Origin of the sequence: Burkholderia sp. E168m22 (assembly GCF_001319805.1) — a bacterium.
Taxonomy (GTDB): Bacteria; Pseudomonadota; Gammaproteobacteria; order Burkholderiales; family Burkholderiaceae; genus Burkholderia; species Burkholderia orbicola.
Genome location: NZ_BBSK01000101.1, coordinates 139,021 through 154,009, shown reverse-complemented (window position 1 = coordinate 154,009; position 14,989 = coordinate 139,021). Strand labels below are relative to the sequence as shown.

The window sequence follows — 14,989 nt, the reverse complement described above, 5'->3', positions numbered from 1 at the left end:
GTCCGTTCGTCCTCCGGTATCCGGAGGCGCCGCCGCGCATCACGCATCGAGCATCGCGTGTTGCGCGGCGAGCAGTGCCGTGGTCTGTGTCCAGTAGGTAAGGCGTCCGCGTGCCGTAGGCCGGCGCGCGTCCTGAACGCCGCGTGTCCGTAGGCCGGGCAGGCGGCATAACCGAGAGTCCCCATGAAAGCATCGGATCTGTTCGTGAAGGCGCTGGAAGCCGAAGGCGTCGAGTACGTGTTCGGCATTCCCGGCGAGGAAAACCTCGATCTGCTCGAATCGCTGCGGCGATCGAAGATCAAGCTCGTGCTGACCCGGCACGAGCAGGCGGCCGGGTTCATGGCCGCCACCTACGGCCGCCTCACGGGCCGCACCGGCGTGTGTCTCGCGACGCTCGGGCCGGGCGCGACGAACTTCGTGACGGCCGCCGCGTATGCGCAGCTCGGCGGGATGCCGATGCTGATGATCACCGGGCAGAAGCCGATCAAGTCCAGCAAGCAGGGCCACTTCCAGATCGTCGACGTGGTCGACATGATGCAGCCGCTCACGAAGTTCACGCGGCAGATCGTGTCGATCGGCAACATCCCGTCGGCGGTGCGCGAGGCGTTCCGCCGCGCGGAGGAGGAGCGCCCGGGCGCCGCGCACCTCGAACTGCCCGAGGACATTGCGCACGAGGAGGGCGACGGCAAGCCGATCCCGCGCAGCTACAGCCGGCGGCCGGTGGCCGAGGAGAAGGCGGTCGCGCACGCGGTCGACGCGATCCAGGCCGCGCGCCATCCGCTGCTGATGATCGGCGCGGGCGGCAACCGCAAGACCACTTGCAAGATGCTGCTCGAATTCGTCGACAAGACGGGCATCCCGTTCTTCACGACACAGATGGGCAAGGGCGTGATCGACGAGACGCACCCGCTGTGGCTCGGCAACGCGACGCTGTCCGACGGCGACTTCGTGCATCGCGCGATCGAGCAGGCGGATTGCATCATCAACGTCGGCCACGACGTGATCGAGAAGCCGCCGTTCTTCATGCGCACCGACGACAAGACCGTGATCCACGTGAACTTCCTCGGCGCGCAGGTCGATCCCGTCTATTTCCCGCAGATCGAGGTGGTCGGCGACATCGCGAATGCGGTGTGGCAGATGAAGGAGGCGCTGACGCCGCAATCGCACTGGGATTTCGAGCGCTTCAAGATGATCAAGGCGCATTTCGACGCGCACCTGGAAAAAGGCCAGCACGACCCGCGGTTCCCGATGTACCCGGTGCGGATCGTCAACGACCTGTACAACGCGTTGCCGGTCGACGGCATCGTCTGTCTCGACAACGGGATGTACAAGATCTGGTTCGCGCGCTACTGGCGTGCGCACGAGCCGAACTCGCTGCTGCTCGACAACGCGCTCGCGTCGATGGGCGCGGGCCTGCCGTCGGCGATCGCGACGAAGATCGTGCATCCGCAGCGCAAGGTGATCGCCGTGTGCGGCGACGGCGGCTTCATGATGAATTCGCAGGAGCTCGAAACGGCCGTGCGGCTGAAGCTCGACATCGTCGTGATGATCCTGCGCGACGATGCGTTCGGGATGATCCGCTGGAAGCAGGAGAACATGAATTTCCCCGATTTCGCGATGACGCTGCAGAACCCCGATTTCGTGTCGTACGCGCAAAGCTACGGCGCGCACGGGCATCGCGTCGAGTCGGCCGACGATCTCGAGCCGTTGCTGCGCGAGTGCTTCTCGTCGCCGGGCGTGCACGTGATCGACGTGCCGATCGATTACTCGGACAACGAGCGCGTGCTGAACCGCGAGATCAAGCGCCTGTCGGCGCAACTTTGAATTCCCGTTCACAGGAAGGAGTCGTTCCATGTTGAAGGAAACCTATCCGTACTACCTCGCCAACGAAGCCGTCTACGCGAACACCGATCTGGAGGTGACCGACAAGTTCAGCGGCAAGGTCGCCACGCGCGTCGCGCTGGCCGACGCGAAGGCGATCGATGCGGCGATCGCCGCGGCCGTCGACGCCACGAAGCCGATGCGCGAGATGCCGGCCTACCAGCGGCAGGCCGTGCTCGATCATTGCGTCGCGCGGTTTCGCGAGCGTTTCGACGAGCTGGCCGAGGCGCTGTGCATCGAGGCCGGCAAGCCGATCAACGATTCGAAGGGCGAAGTCACGCGGCTGATCGACACGTTCCGCGTCGCGTCCGAGGAATCGGTGCGCATCGACGGCGAGATCGTCAACCTCGAAATCTCCGCGCGGGCGCAGGGCTATACGGGCTACACGAAGCGCGTGCCGGTCGGCCCGTGCTCGTTCATCTCGCCGTTCAACTTCCCGCTGAACCTGGCCGCGCACAAGGTCGCCCCCGCGCTCGCGGCCGGTTGCCCGTTCGTGCTGAAACCCGCGAGCCGCACGCCGATCGGCGCGCTGATCATCGGCGAGGTGCTCGCGGAAACCGACCTGCCGAAGGGCGCGTTCTCGGTGCTGCCCGCGCATCGCGACGGCGCCGACCTGTTTACGACCGACGAGCGCTTCAAGCTGCTGTCGTTCACCGGCTCGCCGGCCGTCGGCTGGGCGCTGAAGGAGAAGGCCGGCAAGAAGAAAGTCGTGCTGGAACTCGGCGGCAACGCGGCCGCGATCGTCGATGCGGACCAGCGCGACCGGCTCGACTACGTGGTCGAGCGGCTCGCGTTCGGCGCGTATTACCAGTCGGGCCAGAGCTGCATCGGCGTGCAGCGGATTCTCGTCCATGCGGATCTTTACGACGCGCTGCGCGAGAAGCTGATCGCGAAGACGCGTTCGCTGAAGATGGGCGATCCGAAGGACCCGTCGACCTTCGTTGGCCCGATGATCTCCGAATCCGAGTCGCGCCGGCTGTCGGGCTGGATGGACGCGGCCGTCGCGGCGGGCGCGAAGATCGTCGCGGGCGGCAAGGTCGACGGCGCGATGTTCGAGGCGACGCTGCTGGAGAACGTCGGGCGCGAGCAGGACCTGTACCGCAAGGAGGCGTTCGGCCCGGTCGCGATCCTCGAGAAGTTCGACCGCTTCGACGACGCGCTCGCCCGCGTGAACGACAGCGACTTCGGGCTGCAGGCCGGCGTGTTCACCGATTCGCTCACGCATGCGCACCGCGCATGGGACGAACTGGAGGTCGGCGGCGTGGTGATCAACGACGTGCCGTCGTTCCGCGTCGACAACATGCCGTACGGCGGCGTGAAGGATTCGGGCCTCGGCCGCGAAGGCATCCGCTACGCGATCGAGGACATGACCGAGCCGCGGCTGATGGTCGTGCGGCGCCGGTAACGCACGGCAGGCGGCGCGGTGCCATGACGGCACGCGGGCAGGCGATCGGCCGGCCCGCGTGCCGTTTTTCATGGTGGCGTGCGCAGCGGCACGGCGCCGCGCGTGCCCCACGCGGCAGGCCGCCCGAAACAGGCTCGACTGCGAGCCTCCCCTCGTGATGTAATCGCGCGAAACTGCCGACCGGGTACGACGCCGGAACGCGCGAATTCATTCTTCACGAGGTCGATTCATGTCCCCCGTCTCGGCATTCAAGCTGGTTCTGCTGTCATTCCTCGCGATCGTCGCGCTCGAATGCATCGCCAAGCGGCTGCGGCTGCCGCCCGCGGCCGCGCTGCTGATCGGCGGCATCGGCATCGCGTTCATCCCCGGGCTGCCGCCGATCAACCTCGATCCCGAGCTCGTGCTGCTGGTGTTCCTGCCGCCGCTGCTGATGGACGGTGCGTACTTCTCCGTGTGGGAAGAATTCAAGCGCAACGTCGGCGGCATCCTGATGCTGGCGATCGGAGCGGTGGTATTCACGACGTTCGCGGTCGGCTTCGCCGTGCACTGGGTCGTGCCGGCGCTGCCGTGGGCCGCGTGCTTCGCGCTCGGCGCGATCGTGTCGCCGCCCGATGCGGTCGCCGCGAAGGCCGTGCTCGAACGCGTCGCGCTGCCGCGCCGGTTGATGGTGCTGCTCGAAGGCGAGAGCCTGCTGAACGACGCGGCCGGCCTCGTGCTGTTCCGTTTCGCGGTCGCGGCCGCGCTCACCGGCGCGTTCAGCCTCGAGCACGCGGTCGTGCGTTTCGCGGAGCTGGGGCTCGGCGGCGTGGTGGTCGGCTTCGTGGTCGGCAAGCTCGTGGTGTGGTTCCTGAAGCTGCTCGACGACGACTATCTCGTGATCACCGTCGCGGTGATCGCCGGCTGGATCGCGTACATCGCGGGCGAAATGGTCGAGGTGTCGGGCGTGATCTCGACCGTCACGGCCGGCATGATCATCGGCTGGCATCAGCACGAGGTGTTCTCGGCGGCCGTGCGCACGCGCGGCACCGCGTTCTGGCAGGTCATCGTGTTCCTGCTCGAGGCGATGGTGTTCGTGCTGATCGGGCTGTCGCTGCGCGGCGCGATCCATCGGCTCGGCGGCTTCGAGCAGGTGCTCGGCACGATGGTGCCGCCCGTGCTCGCGGTGCTGGCGGCGGTGGTCCTGTCGCGCTTCGTGTGGATCTACGCGGTCGAGGCGCTGAAGTGGCCGGTGCGCGGCCTTGCGCGGCGCGGCGAGGCGCCCGACTGGAAGGCCGCGACGATCATGAGCTGGGCCGGCATGCGCGGCGTGGTGACGCTGGCGATCGCGCTGTCGCTACCCGAGGCGTTGCCCGGCCGCGACGTGATCCTGGTCGCGTCGTTCGCGGTGATCCTCGTCACCGTGCTGCTGCAGGGCACGACGATCGGGCCGCTGATCCGGCTGCTGCGCCTGCCGCAGCGCGAAGAGCGCGCCGCGCACCACCTGACTGAGCCGCAGACGTGGGCGTACGTCGAAGCCGCGCAGCTCGCGGCGATCCAGCCGCTCGTGCGTGACGAGAACGGCGTCGTGATCCATCCGCGCCTGCTCGAGCAATACACGTATCGCGCCGAGCTGACCGAACGGACGAAGAACGAGCCCGCATATCCGGCGGAAGTGCGCATGGCGCACTACGACGTGGTGCTGGCCGCGATCCGGGCGGGCCGCGCCGAACTGTTGCGCCTGCACCGGTCGGGGCGCATTCACGACGAGATGCTGCACGCGCTCGAACGCGATCTCGACCTGCAGGAAGTGTCCGCGCAGCACGCGCGAGGGTAAGCGGGCGCGCGGCACGCCGCTCGCGAATCGCACCACGGGCCGGCGTCCTGCCGGCCCTGCCGCGCGCGGGTCGAGCGCCCGTTGCGCGATTGTCTCTTTTCCGCCTGCCGATTCGGGTTATTCGAATCCGGCCCTCAATACGATCGGCCGCCAGCCTTGCAACGCATGCAAACCTCGTGGCGGCGGTCTCGCAAACGTTATCGTCTTTCGAATCCGGAAATGATCCGATTTATCTGTTTCCGTCTCTTTCTGCATATTTGGCAAAACTAAACCGGAAGGAGATAGATGCTGTGTTCTAATTTCATTTAGAATCAGCCGGTTATGTTTATTGAGAGAAAGAATGCGGAGGTAATGCGGTCGCCGACGGGGAAACAAGCGGCGTCCGAGGCCCCGCAAGGCAGTGCCGACAGGCCAAATCGGCGGAATCAGGCGGGTTTTTCAACTGCCAATATAAGATAGCGTCCAAGTCGGATAAACAACTCCTATGAAAGAATCGATTGGAGATTCGGCGTTTGAAACTGTATTTATGAAAGAATCGAGCAGTGATAATGCCTCGGATTGCCTCGAATCGGGGTTATCGGTCCTCCTCGTCGACGACCAGCCGTTCGTCGGCGAGGTGATCCGCCGCGCGTTGCGCAGCGAGCACGACATCGACCTGCACGTGTGCACCGACGCACATCGGGCGATGGCGGTCGCGCGCGACGTGAAGCCGACGGTCATCCTGCAGGATCTCGTGATGCCGGAGATCGACGGCCTCGATCTCGTGCGCGCCTGGCGCGCGGACGCCGGCACCGCACGCGTGCCGATCATCGTGCTGTCCGCGAAGGAGGAGCCGATCGTCAAGCGCGAGGCGTTCATCGCCGGCGCGAACGACTATCTGGTGAAGCTTCCGGACGCGATGGAGCTCACCGCGCGCATCCGCTATCACTCGAATTCGTACCTGATGTCGCGCCAGCGCGACGAGGCGCTCGATTTCCTGTCGCACGACATGCGTTCGCCGCAGACGTCGATCCTCGCGCTGCTCGACGTCTACCGGACCGAACACGGCGACATGCCGGCGATCATGGAGCGCATCGCCGGCCATGCGCGGCGCGCGCTCGCGCTCGCCGACGGCTTCATCCACCTGACCCGCGCGCAGTCCGAGCGCCGCGCGCACGAGGTCGTGAGTCTCAACGAGATCGTGCTCGACGCCGTCGACCAGCTGTGGGAGAAGGCTGCCGGGCTCGGCTGCCGGGTGATCGCGCACGTGCCGGATACCGAGTGCGTGACGATGGGCGACCGCATGATGCTGACGCGCGCGGTCGCGAACCTGGTCGACAACGGGCTGAAGTACGGCCCGGCCGGGATGGACGTTCATTGCACGCTGACCGGCGAGGGCGGCGCCTGGCTGATCGGCGTCGAGGATGCCGGCACCGGCATCGCGCCGGAGCAGCGCACGGCCGCGACCGAGTCGTTCGTGCAGCTCGAATCCGCGCACGGCGCGGCGCGCGGCGGCTTCGGCCTCGGGCTCGCGTTCGTCCGCGCGACGGCGGCGCGGCATCGCGGCCAGATCCTGATGCGCAATACGGCGCGCGGCTTCATGGTCGCGCTTCGGCTGCCGGCGCAAGCGGAGCGGTGATTTCGCGGCGCGGCCTGCCGGCGCCGCGCCGCCCGCGAGACCCCGACGCGCTCGTGGCGCGCCCTCCGGCGCGCAGGCGGGTGTGGATTTTTTCAACGCAGAATTTAGAAAGCCCATAACGAACATGGCCACCGTGACGCCCCGCGCGACCAATGAAAGCCTGCATCCGACGATCGGCGCTGCCCGGCTGACGCTCGGCAATCGCATCCTGCTCAGCTTCGGCGTGCTGTTCGTGCTGATGCTGGTGACAGCCGGCGTGTCGTACGAGCGACTGCGCGCGATCAACGCCGAAGCCGTCAGCATCGAGCGCGACTCGTTGCCCGGCGTCTACCTCGCGTCATCGCTGCGCGCGGCGGTCAACGAAACGTTCGTCATGCTGCAGCAGGCGACCTTCGTCGAGACCGACCCCGACGCCGTGCAGCGCGATCTCGCGAAGATCGCGGACGCGACGAAGCAGGTCGAATCGCTGTCGGTCGACTACCAGGCGTCGATCTTCCGCGACGACGACCGTGCGCGTTTTGCGACGTTTCGCGGCGCATACGATCGCTACCTGCCGCTGTTGACCGACGCGGTACAGAGGCACCGCGGCTCGCGCGACGAAGCGATCGCCGCCTACGCGAAGGTGTTGCCGGGGTGGGCCGAGGTCGTGCAGGACGCGAACATCATGGTCCAGGAGAACCGCAAGTTCGCGGACCAGTCCGCGAGGGTGATCCGCGAATCCGTGCAGGACGCGGAAGTCGTGCTCGTCGGCGCGCTGACGATCATGCTGCTGTCCGCGCTCGGGCTCGGCTACATGCTGTACCGCTCGGTCACCGTGCCGATGGCGCGGCTCGTCGAGGTGCACGACGTGATGCGCACCGGCAACCTGACCCATCGCCTCGATCTGCGCCGCCGCGACGAATTCGGCACGCTCGAAACCGGCTTCAACCGGATGGCCGACGAGCTGACCGAGCTGGTCGCGCGCGCGCAGCAGTCGTCGATGCAGGTGACGACGTCGGTGGCCGAGATCGCGGCGACGTCGCGCGAACAGCAGGCGACCGCGAACGAGACCGCGGCGACGACGACCGAGATCGGCGCGACCTCGCGCGAGATCTTCGCGACGTCGCGCGACCTGCTGCGCACGATGAACGAAGTGGCCGGCGTGGCCGAGCAGTCGGCGACGCTCGCGGGCGTGAGCCAGAGCGGGCTCACGCGAATGGGCGAGACGATGCGCAGCGTGATGGACGCGGCCGGCTCGGTGAACGCGAAGCTCGCGATCCTCAACGAGAAGGCGCTGAACATCAACCAGGTGGTCGCGACGATCACCAAGGTGGCCGACCAGACCAACCTGCTGTCGCTGAACGCGGCGATCGAGGCCGAGAAGGCCGGCGAGTACGGCCGCGGCTTCGCGGTCGTCGCGACCGAGATCCGCCGCCTGGCCGACCAGACGGCGGTGGCGACCTACGACATCGAGCAGACGGTCAAGGAAATCCAGTCGGCCGTGTCGGCAGGCGTGATGGGGATGGACAAGTTCTCCGAGGAAGTACGCCGCGGGATGCTCGACGTGCAGCAGGTCGGCGGGCAGCTGTCGCAGATCATCGCCGAGGTGCAGACCCTCGCGCCGCGCTTCCAGATGGTCAACGAAGGGATGCAGACGCAGGCGAACGGCGCCGAGCAGATCACGCAGGCGCTGTCGCAACTGTCGGAAGCCGCGCAGCAGACGGCCGAGTCGCTGCGCCAGTCGTCGCAGGCGATCGACGATCTGACGCTCGTCGCGAACCAGTTGCGCACCAGCGTGTCGCGCTTCAAGGTCGACGCGTGACGCGCGCCGATCCGCAGAACGGCGCCCACGCGCTGTTCCTGATGTTCGAGCTCGACGGCGAGCGCTATGCGCTCGACGCGGCCGGCATCGACGAGGTGCTGCCGCTCGCCGTCATGAAGGCGGTGCCCGGCGCGCCCGACTGGATCGCCGGGCTGCTGATGCGCGGCGGCCAGCCGGTGCCGGTGATCGACGTGCCGATGCTGGCGCTCGGGCGGCGCGCGCAGGCGCTGCGCTCGACGCGGCTCGTGATGGTGCGTCATCGCGCCGGTCACGCCGATGGCGAGCGCACGATCGGCCTGATCGTGGAGCGCGCGACGCAGACGATGCGGATCGACCGCGCGGCGTTCCGCGCCAGCGGCATCTCGACCGCGCGCACGCGCTGGCTCGGGCGGGTCGCGAACACGCCCGACGGCGTCGTGCAGCAGGTGTCCGTGCCCGACCTGGTCGACGACGTTGCACGCCTGTATCTGTTCGACGGCCTGCCGGGCCACGGGGAGGAGTCCGCATGAACATGTCCGAATCGCGATTTCGCGGCTGGTTGCTGCGCGAGACCGGCATCGACCCCGATTCGCTCGGCAACGATTTCCTGATGCGGGCGCTGGCGGATCGCGTGCATGCGTTGCAGGCGGACGGCGAGCGCGTGCCGTCGGCCGCGCGGCCGCCCGTGACGCCGGAAGCGCTCGACGCGTACTGGCAGCAGCTCAACGCGTCGGCCGACGAACGGCGTGCGCTGATTGAGTTGTTCGTCGTCCCCGAGACGTGGTTCTTCCGCGACCGCGAGGCCTTCGCGACGCTCGCGCGGCTGGCCGCCGAACGGCTCGCCGCGATGCCGGGCCGCGTGATCCGCGTACTGAGCGCGCCGTGTTCGACGGGCGAGGAACCGTATTCGGCGGCGATGGCATTGCTGGATGCGGGGCTCGAACCGGCCAGCTTCACGATCGACGCGATCGACCTCAGCGCGCGTGCGATCGAGCAGGCGCGGCTCGGCTGTTACGGGCGCAATGCGTTCCGCGGGACGGCGACGGAGTTTCGTACGCGGTATTTCACGCCGACCCGCGACGGCTGGCTGCTCGACGAGCGCGTGCGCGCGTGCGTGCAGTTCAGTCATGCGAACCTCGTCGAACCGGTGGCCGATACCGGCATTCGCTACGACTTCGTGTTCTGCCGTAACGTACTGATCTATTTCGACCGCGATGCGCAGGATCGCGTGATCCGCTCGCTCGACGCGCGTCTCGCCGACGACGGCATGCTGTTCGTCGGTCCGGCGGAGACGGGCGTCGCGATGCGGCACGGGATGCGCTCGGCGCGTGTGCCGCTGGCGTTCGCGTTTCATCGCGAGCCGGCCGGCGCGGCGGCCGATGCCTGCGCGGCGCGGCCGGCGGCGCCGCTGTCCGCGGCGGCGCCTTACCCGGGCGCGGAGCGCTTCACGGTCGCACCGCTCGCCGCGCCGCGGCCGGTGCTGGCCGTCGCGCCGCCGGCCTGGCTCGGCGACGTGCGTCAGCCGTTTGCGGTGCCGCCGCCGGCCGTGACGACGGCTGCGATCGACGCACGGGCCGACCTGGCGGTGGCCGCCGCGGCGGCGGCCGCACCGGCCAACGACGGTATCGCGCCGACGCTCGACGAGGCGCCGACGCTGGAGGATGCGCAGGCGCTGGCGAACGCGGGCGCGTTCGACGAGGCCGAGCGCGTGCTCGCGCAGTTCTCAGCGCGCGTTGGCCCGCATGCCGATGCGTTCTACCTGAACGGACTGATCGCGGATGCGCGCGGGCGCGCCGCGGAAGCGAGCGACTTCTACCGCAAGGCGCTGTACCTGCGCCCCACGCATCACGAGGCGCTGACGCATCTCGCGACGCTGCTCGACGTCGGCGGCGATCGTGCGGGCGCGCAATGGCTGCTCGAACGCGCCCGGCGTTCGGCCGGCTGACACGACGACGGGAATGGGACCGACACCGCGATGACCAGAGGAACGCTTGACGTCCTCCACCGCCTAAAGGCGGAGGATTCCCACACCTGGCGATGCACGTCCGCATCGGAGAATGTTCAGCGCAGCGTTGATATCACGATCATGCTCGACACCACAGTCACTGCAGGCCCATTCTCTTATTCTCAGTCCCGCGATACCTTTCGGCCGCGTCGTGCTGTCTTTCGATCCGCACGACGAACAGGACTGGGTCGAACCGCTTTCGTCGACTTCCTCGAACGTGGCCCCGTGCGCGATCGCTTTGTAGCGAAGCTTGTGTCGGAAGGACGACCAGGATGCGTCGTAGACGCTCTTCGCCATCCTGGTTCTGGCGAGTTTTGCGGCCGACACGTTGCCGACCGCGATGTAATCGAAGCGCCGCACCAGATCGTCCTTCCCGCCATCAATGGCGGAGTTTCTCGGAGAAAATTCTGATGAACCGCGCCGCCACTGACGACGCGACGCTCGACGTCGACGATTGCTGGAACCGGATCGGCACGCGCGGCGACCGCTCGTGCGAGCGGTTGAACGACTGCCTGCGCTGCCTGAACTGCCCGGTCTACGCGTCGAACGCGGCCAAGCTGCTCGAGCGTCCGCTCGACGTGGCCGAGATGACCGACGTCACGCGCCGGATGAGCGCGTTCGGCACGGCACACGCGAGCGACGACGACGGCGTGGCGCGCCATGCGGCGCTCGCGTTCCGGGTGGCCGACGAATGGCTCGCGCTGCCGATCGGCGTGCTGCGCGAGATCGCCGGCACGCGCCCGATCCATTCGCTGCCGCATCGCCGCAATTCGGCCGTGCGCGGCGTGGTGAACATCCGCGGCACGCTGCGCATCGCGATCTCGATCGGCGCGCTGCTCGGCCTCGATGCCGGCAAGGCCGGCAGCGGCAGCGACGACGGCCGTTTCACGCGGCTGCTGGTGGCTGCGCACCAGGGCGAACCGGTCGTATTCCCGGTGGACGAAGTCGAGGGCGTGCTGCGCTTCGGCGCCTCCGACTGGGTGCCGGTACCGGCGACGGTCGGGCGCGCGAGCGCCGGCCTGTCGCGCGGCGTGCTGTCGTGGCGTGGCAAGTCGGTGGGGCTGCTCGACGACGATCGTCTGTTCGACGCCGTGACAAGGAGCATGCGATGAGCGGCGATGACGACCTGAGCCACCTGTCGCTGCTCGAACTGTATCGCGAGGAGACGCGCACGCAGACCCAGGCGCTGTCGGAGCGGCTGCTCGCGCTCGAATCGGGCGAGCCCGATGCCGTCGCGCTCGAAGCGTGCATGCGCGCCGCGCACTCGCTGAAGGGCGCCGCGCGTATCGTCGGCGTGCCGCTCGGCGTCGAGATCGCCGGGCGGATGGAAGAATGCTTCGTCGCCGCGCAGGCCGGCACGATCGCGCTGACGGCCACGCACGTCGACGTGCTGCTGGCCGGCGTCGATTTGCTGGTGCGGGTCGGCGATCCGCAGGGGCAACCCGTGTCGCAGACCGAGATCGACGTGTTCGCGGCGGCGCTGACGGGCGCCGACGGCGCGCAGACGATACAGGCGCCGGCCGCCGCGCCACCGCCCGTGCCGCCGTCGTTCGCGCCGTATCGCGATCACGACGGCGCCGCGAACGAGCCGGTCGGGGCCAGTGCCGCGGTGCCGCCGCTCGCCGTGTCGGGCGCGGTGCCCCATCCGGCCCAGGCCGGCCGCGTGTCGGGCGCCGGCGCGATGCGCCGCGTGCGCGCCGATACGCTGAACCGGCTGCTGAGCCTGTCCGGCGAATCGCTGGTCGAATCGCGCTGGCTCAAGCCGTTCGCCGAATCGATGCTGCGCGTGAAGCGCGCGCAGCGCGACGCAGCCCGTTCGCTCGACCTGATGGTCGAGCAGTTCGCCGACGATCTCGACGCCGGCATGCTCGCGTCGATGAACGAAGTGCGGCACATGCTCAACGACCTGCAACGCTCGCTCGCCGAGCGCATGGACGAATTCGACCGCTTCGAGCGGCGCAGCACGCATATCGCCGAGCAGTTGTACGACGAGGCGCTGCAATGCCGGATGCGGCCGTTCGGCGATGCGACGCGCGCGTATCCGCGCATCGTCCGCGATCTCGCGCGCTCGCTCGGCAAGCAGGTGCGTTTCTCGATCGTCGGTGAAGGCACGCAGGTCGATCGCGACATCCTCGACCTGCTCGACGCGCCGCTCGGCCACCTGCTGCGCAACGCGATCGACCACGGCGTCGATTCGCCCGACGCGCGCCACGCGCGCGGCAAGCCGGCCGAGGCGAGCGTCACGCTCGAGGCGCGCCACAGCGCCGGCTCGCTGCTCGTCAGCGTGATCGACGACGGGCCGGGGGTCGACATGGACGCGCTGCGCGCGGCCGTCGTGCGCCAGCGCCTGACCGACGACGAGACGGCCGCGCGGTTGTCCGATCCGGAATTGCTCGAATTCCTGTTGCTGCCGGGCTTCTCGATGCGCGATGCGGTGACCGACGTATCGGGCCGCGGCGTCGGTCTCGACGCGGTGCAGGAGATGGTGCGCGGCGTGCGTGGCGCGGTGCGGATCTTCAACGAGCCGGGGGCCGGCATGCGCTTCGTGCTGCAGTTGCCGCTCACGCTGTCGGTGATCCGCAGCCTGCTCGTCGAAGTCGGCGGCGAACCCTATGCATTCCCGCTCGCGCACGTGCGCCGCACGCTCGAACTCGCGCACGACGACATCGACGTGCTCGAAGGGCAGCCGCATTTTCCGTTCGACGGCCGGCGCGTGGGCCTCGTCGCCGCGCACCAGCTGCTCGATGCGGGCGAACCGGACGTGGCGCGCGCGAGCACGGCGGTCGTGGTCGTCGGCGGCGAGCCGGAGTTGTACGGCGTCGCGGTCGACCGTTTCCTCGGTGAGCGGATGCTCGTCGTGCAGCCGCTCGACAGCCGCCTGCACAAGATCCAGAACATCGCGGCCGGCGCGTTGCTCGAGAACGGCGACCCGGTGCTGATCGTCGACGTCGAGGACCTGATCCGCTCGGTCGACAAGCTCGTGCGCGGCGGCCAGCTCGCGCGGCTCACGCGCGATCCGCAGCTCGCGCTCGCCGACCGGCGCCGCCGCGTGCTCGTCGTCGACGATTCGCTGACGGTGCGCGAGCTCGAACGCAAGCTGCTGGAAAAGCGCGGCTACGACGTGACGGTCGCGGTCGACGGGATGGAAGGGTGGAACGCGGTGCGCAGCGATGCGTTCGATCTCGTCGTGACCGACGTCGACATGCCGCGCATGGACGGCATCGAACTCGTCACGCTGATCAAGGGCGACCCGATGCTCAAGCGCGTGCCGGTGATGATCGTGTCGTACAAGGATCGTGACGAGGATCGCCGCCGCGGGCTCGACGCCGGCGCCGATTACTACCTCGCGAAGAGCAGCTTCCACGACGAGGCGTTGCTCGATGCCGTGCACGACCTGATCGGAGATGCGCGCGGATGAACATCGGTATCGTCAATGATCTGCCGCTGGCCGTGGAGGCACTGCGCCGCGTGATCGCGCTGCGCGCGGATCATCGCGTGCTGTGGGTCGCGACCGATGGCGACGAGGCGGTGGATTTCTGCGTCGCGCATCCGCCCGACGTCGTGCTGATGGACCTCGTGATGCCGAAGGTCGATGGCGTCGCCGCGACGCGCCGGATCATGGCACGCGCGCCGTGCGCGATCCTGATCGTGACGGCGAGCGTCAGCGCGAACACGTCGTCGGTGTACGAGGCGATGGGCGCCGGCGCGCTCGACGCGGTCGACACGCCGACGCTCGCGCTCGGGCTGTCGACCGACGCATCGCCGCAGGCGCTGCTCGCGAAGATCGACCAGATCGGCCGGCTGCTCGAAAGCCGCACCACGGCGCTTGTGCCACCGGGGCCGGCCCCCACGCGCGGACAGCCGACGCTCGTCGCGATCGGTGCGTCGGCGGGCGGCCCGACCGCGCTCACCGCGCTGCTGCGCGCGCTGCCGGCCGATTTTCCGGCGGCGATCGTGATCGTCCAGCACGTCGACCAGGCATTCGCGTACGGCATGGCCGAATGGCTCGACGGCTATACGCGGCTGCCGGTGCGCGTCGCGCGGCAGGGCAGCGTGCCCGAGGCCGGTGCGGTGCTGCTCGCGGCGACCAACGACCATCTGATGCTGTCGCCGCGCGGCGTGCTCGGCTATACGCGGCATCCGGCCGAAACGCCGTACCGGCCGTCGATCGACGTGTTCTTCAACAGCGTCGCGGACGGCTGGCAGGGCGATGCGCTCGGCGTGCTGCTGACCGGCATGGGACGCGACGGCGCGCTCGGCCTGAAGGCGATGCGGGCGAAGGGCTGCTACACGATCGCGCAGGACCAGGCGACCAGCGCCGTGTACGGGATGCCGAAGGCCGCGGCGGCGATCGGCGCGGCGTCGGCGATCCTGCCGCTCGACCAGATCGCGCCCCAGTTGATCGCGCGGATCGCACTGACATCGCGCGACTGACCGTGCATCGGGCAGACGCCGTCGTTTCGGGGTGTGCCGGCGGCTGCATTGCG

At 68.6% G+C, this 14,989-nt stretch carries 10 protein-coding genes and 1 pseudogene; 10 read left to right on the top strand and 1 reads right to left on the bottom strand.

What is annotated here, in order from left to right; genetic code table 11:
- The first annotated feature begins 183 nt into the window (after positions 1–183).
- The 7 genes from AP428_RS23250 to AP428_RS23220 all read left to right on the top strand — a co-directional run bounded on the left by AP428_RS23250 (position 184) and on the right by AP428_RS23220 (position 10,442).
- Positions 184–1,824 carry an acetolactate synthase large subunit gene (locus tag AP428_RS23250; RefSeq protein WP_011548230.1) on the top strand — a complete coding sequence of 547 codons (1,641 nt, stop codon included), beginning with the start codon at positions 184–186 and terminating at the stop codon, positions 1,822–1,824.
- Positions 1,825–1,852: 28 nt separating this feature from the next.
- The gene (locus AP428_RS23245; RefSeq protein WP_006479522.1) at positions 1,853–3,286 is read left to right on the top strand and encodes an aldehyde dehydrogenase family protein; all 1,434 of its coding nucleotides are present in this window, start codon (positions 1,853–1,855) and stop codon (positions 3,284–3,286) included.
- Positions 3,287–3,515: 229 nt separating this feature from the next.
- Entirely contained in the window at positions 3,516–5,099 is a 1,584-nt protein-coding gene (locus AP428_RS23240) for a Na+/H+ antiporter (protein WP_011548229.1), read from the top strand.
- A 484-nt stretch (positions 5,100–5,583) separates the two neighbouring features.
- Positions 5,584–6,717: a hybrid sensor histidine kinase/response regulator gene (locus AP428_RS23235; RefSeq protein ID WP_006479520.1), complete on the top strand. Its 1,134-nt coding sequence runs from the start codon at positions 5,584–5,586 to the stop codon at positions 6,715–6,717.
- A 124-nt stretch (positions 6,718–6,841) separates the two neighbouring features.
- Complete coding sequence (locus tag AP428_RS23230; protein ID WP_011548228.1) at positions 6,842–8,518, top strand: methyl-accepting chemotaxis protein; 1,677 nt, start codon at positions 6,842–6,844, stop codon at positions 8,516–8,518.
- Positions 8,515–9,027: a chemotaxis protein CheW gene (locus AP428_RS23225; RefSeq protein ID WP_006479518.1), complete on the top strand. Its 513-nt coding sequence runs from the start codon at positions 8,515–8,517 to the stop codon at positions 9,025–9,027. The genes AP428_RS23230 and AP428_RS23225 overlap by 4 nt, the downstream gene beginning before the upstream one ends.
- On the top strand, positions 9,024–10,442 hold the full coding sequence (locus AP428_RS23220) for a protein-glutamate O-methyltransferase CheR (RefSeq protein WP_011548227.1): 1,419 nt from the start codon (positions 9,024–9,026) through the stop codon (positions 10,440–10,442). Before AP428_RS23225 ends, AP428_RS23220 begins: the two co-directional genes overlap by 4 nt.
- A 63-nt stretch (positions 10,443–10,505) precedes the next feature.
- Here AP428_RS23220 and AP428_RS35705 read toward each other — a convergent pair.
- Positions 10,506–10,868, bottom strand: a pseudogene (locus tag AP428_RS35705) (RNA-guided endonuclease InsQ/TnpB family protein); the annotation flags it as partial.
- A 44-nt stretch (positions 10,869–10,912) separates the two neighbouring features.
- On the opposite strand from AP428_RS35705, the gene AP428_RS23215 reads away from it, so the two are divergent.
- The 3 genes from AP428_RS23215 to AP428_RS23205 are packed head-to-tail and all read left to right on the top strand — an operon-like array spanning position 10,913 to position 14,936.
- Positions 10,913–11,614, top strand: a complete 702-nt coding sequence (locus tag AP428_RS23215; protein WP_011548225.1) for a chemotaxis protein CheW — start codon at positions 10,913–10,915, stop codon at positions 11,612–11,614.
- On the top strand, positions 11,611–13,920 hold the full coding sequence (locus AP428_RS23210; RefSeq protein WP_011548224.1) for a hybrid sensor histidine kinase/response regulator: 2,310 nt from the start codon (positions 11,611–11,613) through the stop codon (positions 13,918–13,920). Before AP428_RS23215 ends, AP428_RS23210 begins: the two co-directional genes overlap by 4 nt.
- Positions 13,917–14,936 carry a chemotaxis response regulator protein-glutamate methylesterase gene (locus AP428_RS23205; protein ID WP_006479514.1) on the top strand — a complete coding sequence of 340 codons (1,020 nt, stop codon included), beginning with the start codon at positions 13,917–13,919 and terminating at the stop codon, positions 14,934–14,936. Before AP428_RS23210 ends, AP428_RS23205 begins: the two co-directional genes overlap by 4 nt.
- The last annotated feature ends 53 nt before the right edge of the window (positions 14,937–14,989 follow it).

Excerpts from the sequence above, each read along its gene's own strand:
- AP428_RS23230 (WP_011548228.1), top strand. The coding sequence starts at position 6,842 with ATGGCCACCGTGACGCCCCGCGCGACCAATGAAAGCCTGCATCCGACG.
- AP428_RS23240 (WP_011548229.1), top strand. The coding sequence starts at position 3,516 with ATGTCCCCCGTCTCGGCATTCAAGCTGGTTCTGCTGTCATTCCTCGCG.
- AP428_RS23210 (WP_011548224.1), top strand. The coding sequence starts at position 11,611 with ATGAGCGGCGATGACGACCTGAGCCACCTGTCGCTGCTCGAACTGTAT.
- AP428_RS23250 (WP_011548230.1), top strand. The coding sequence starts at position 184 with ATGAAAGCATCGGATCTGTTCGTGAAGGCGCTGGAAGCCGAAGGCGTC.
- AP428_RS23220 (WP_011548227.1), top strand. The coding sequence starts at position 9,024 with ATGAACATGTCCGAATCGCGATTTCGCGGCTGGTTGCTGCGCGAGACC.
- AP428_RS23205 (WP_006479514.1), top strand. The coding sequence starts at position 13,917 with ATGAACATCGGTATCGTCAATGATCTGCCGCTGGCCGTGGAGGCACTG.
- AP428_RS23235 (WP_006479520.1), top strand. The coding sequence starts at position 5,584 with ATGAAAGAATCGATTGGAGATTCGGCGTTTGAAACTGTATTTATGAAA.
- AP428_RS23215 (WP_011548225.1), top strand. The coding sequence starts at position 10,913 with ATGAACCGCGCCGCCACTGACGACGCGACGCTCGACGTCGACGATTGC.
- AP428_RS23245 (WP_006479522.1), top strand. The coding sequence starts at position 1,853 with ATGTTGAAGGAAACCTATCCGTACTACCTCGCCAACGAAGCCGTCTAC.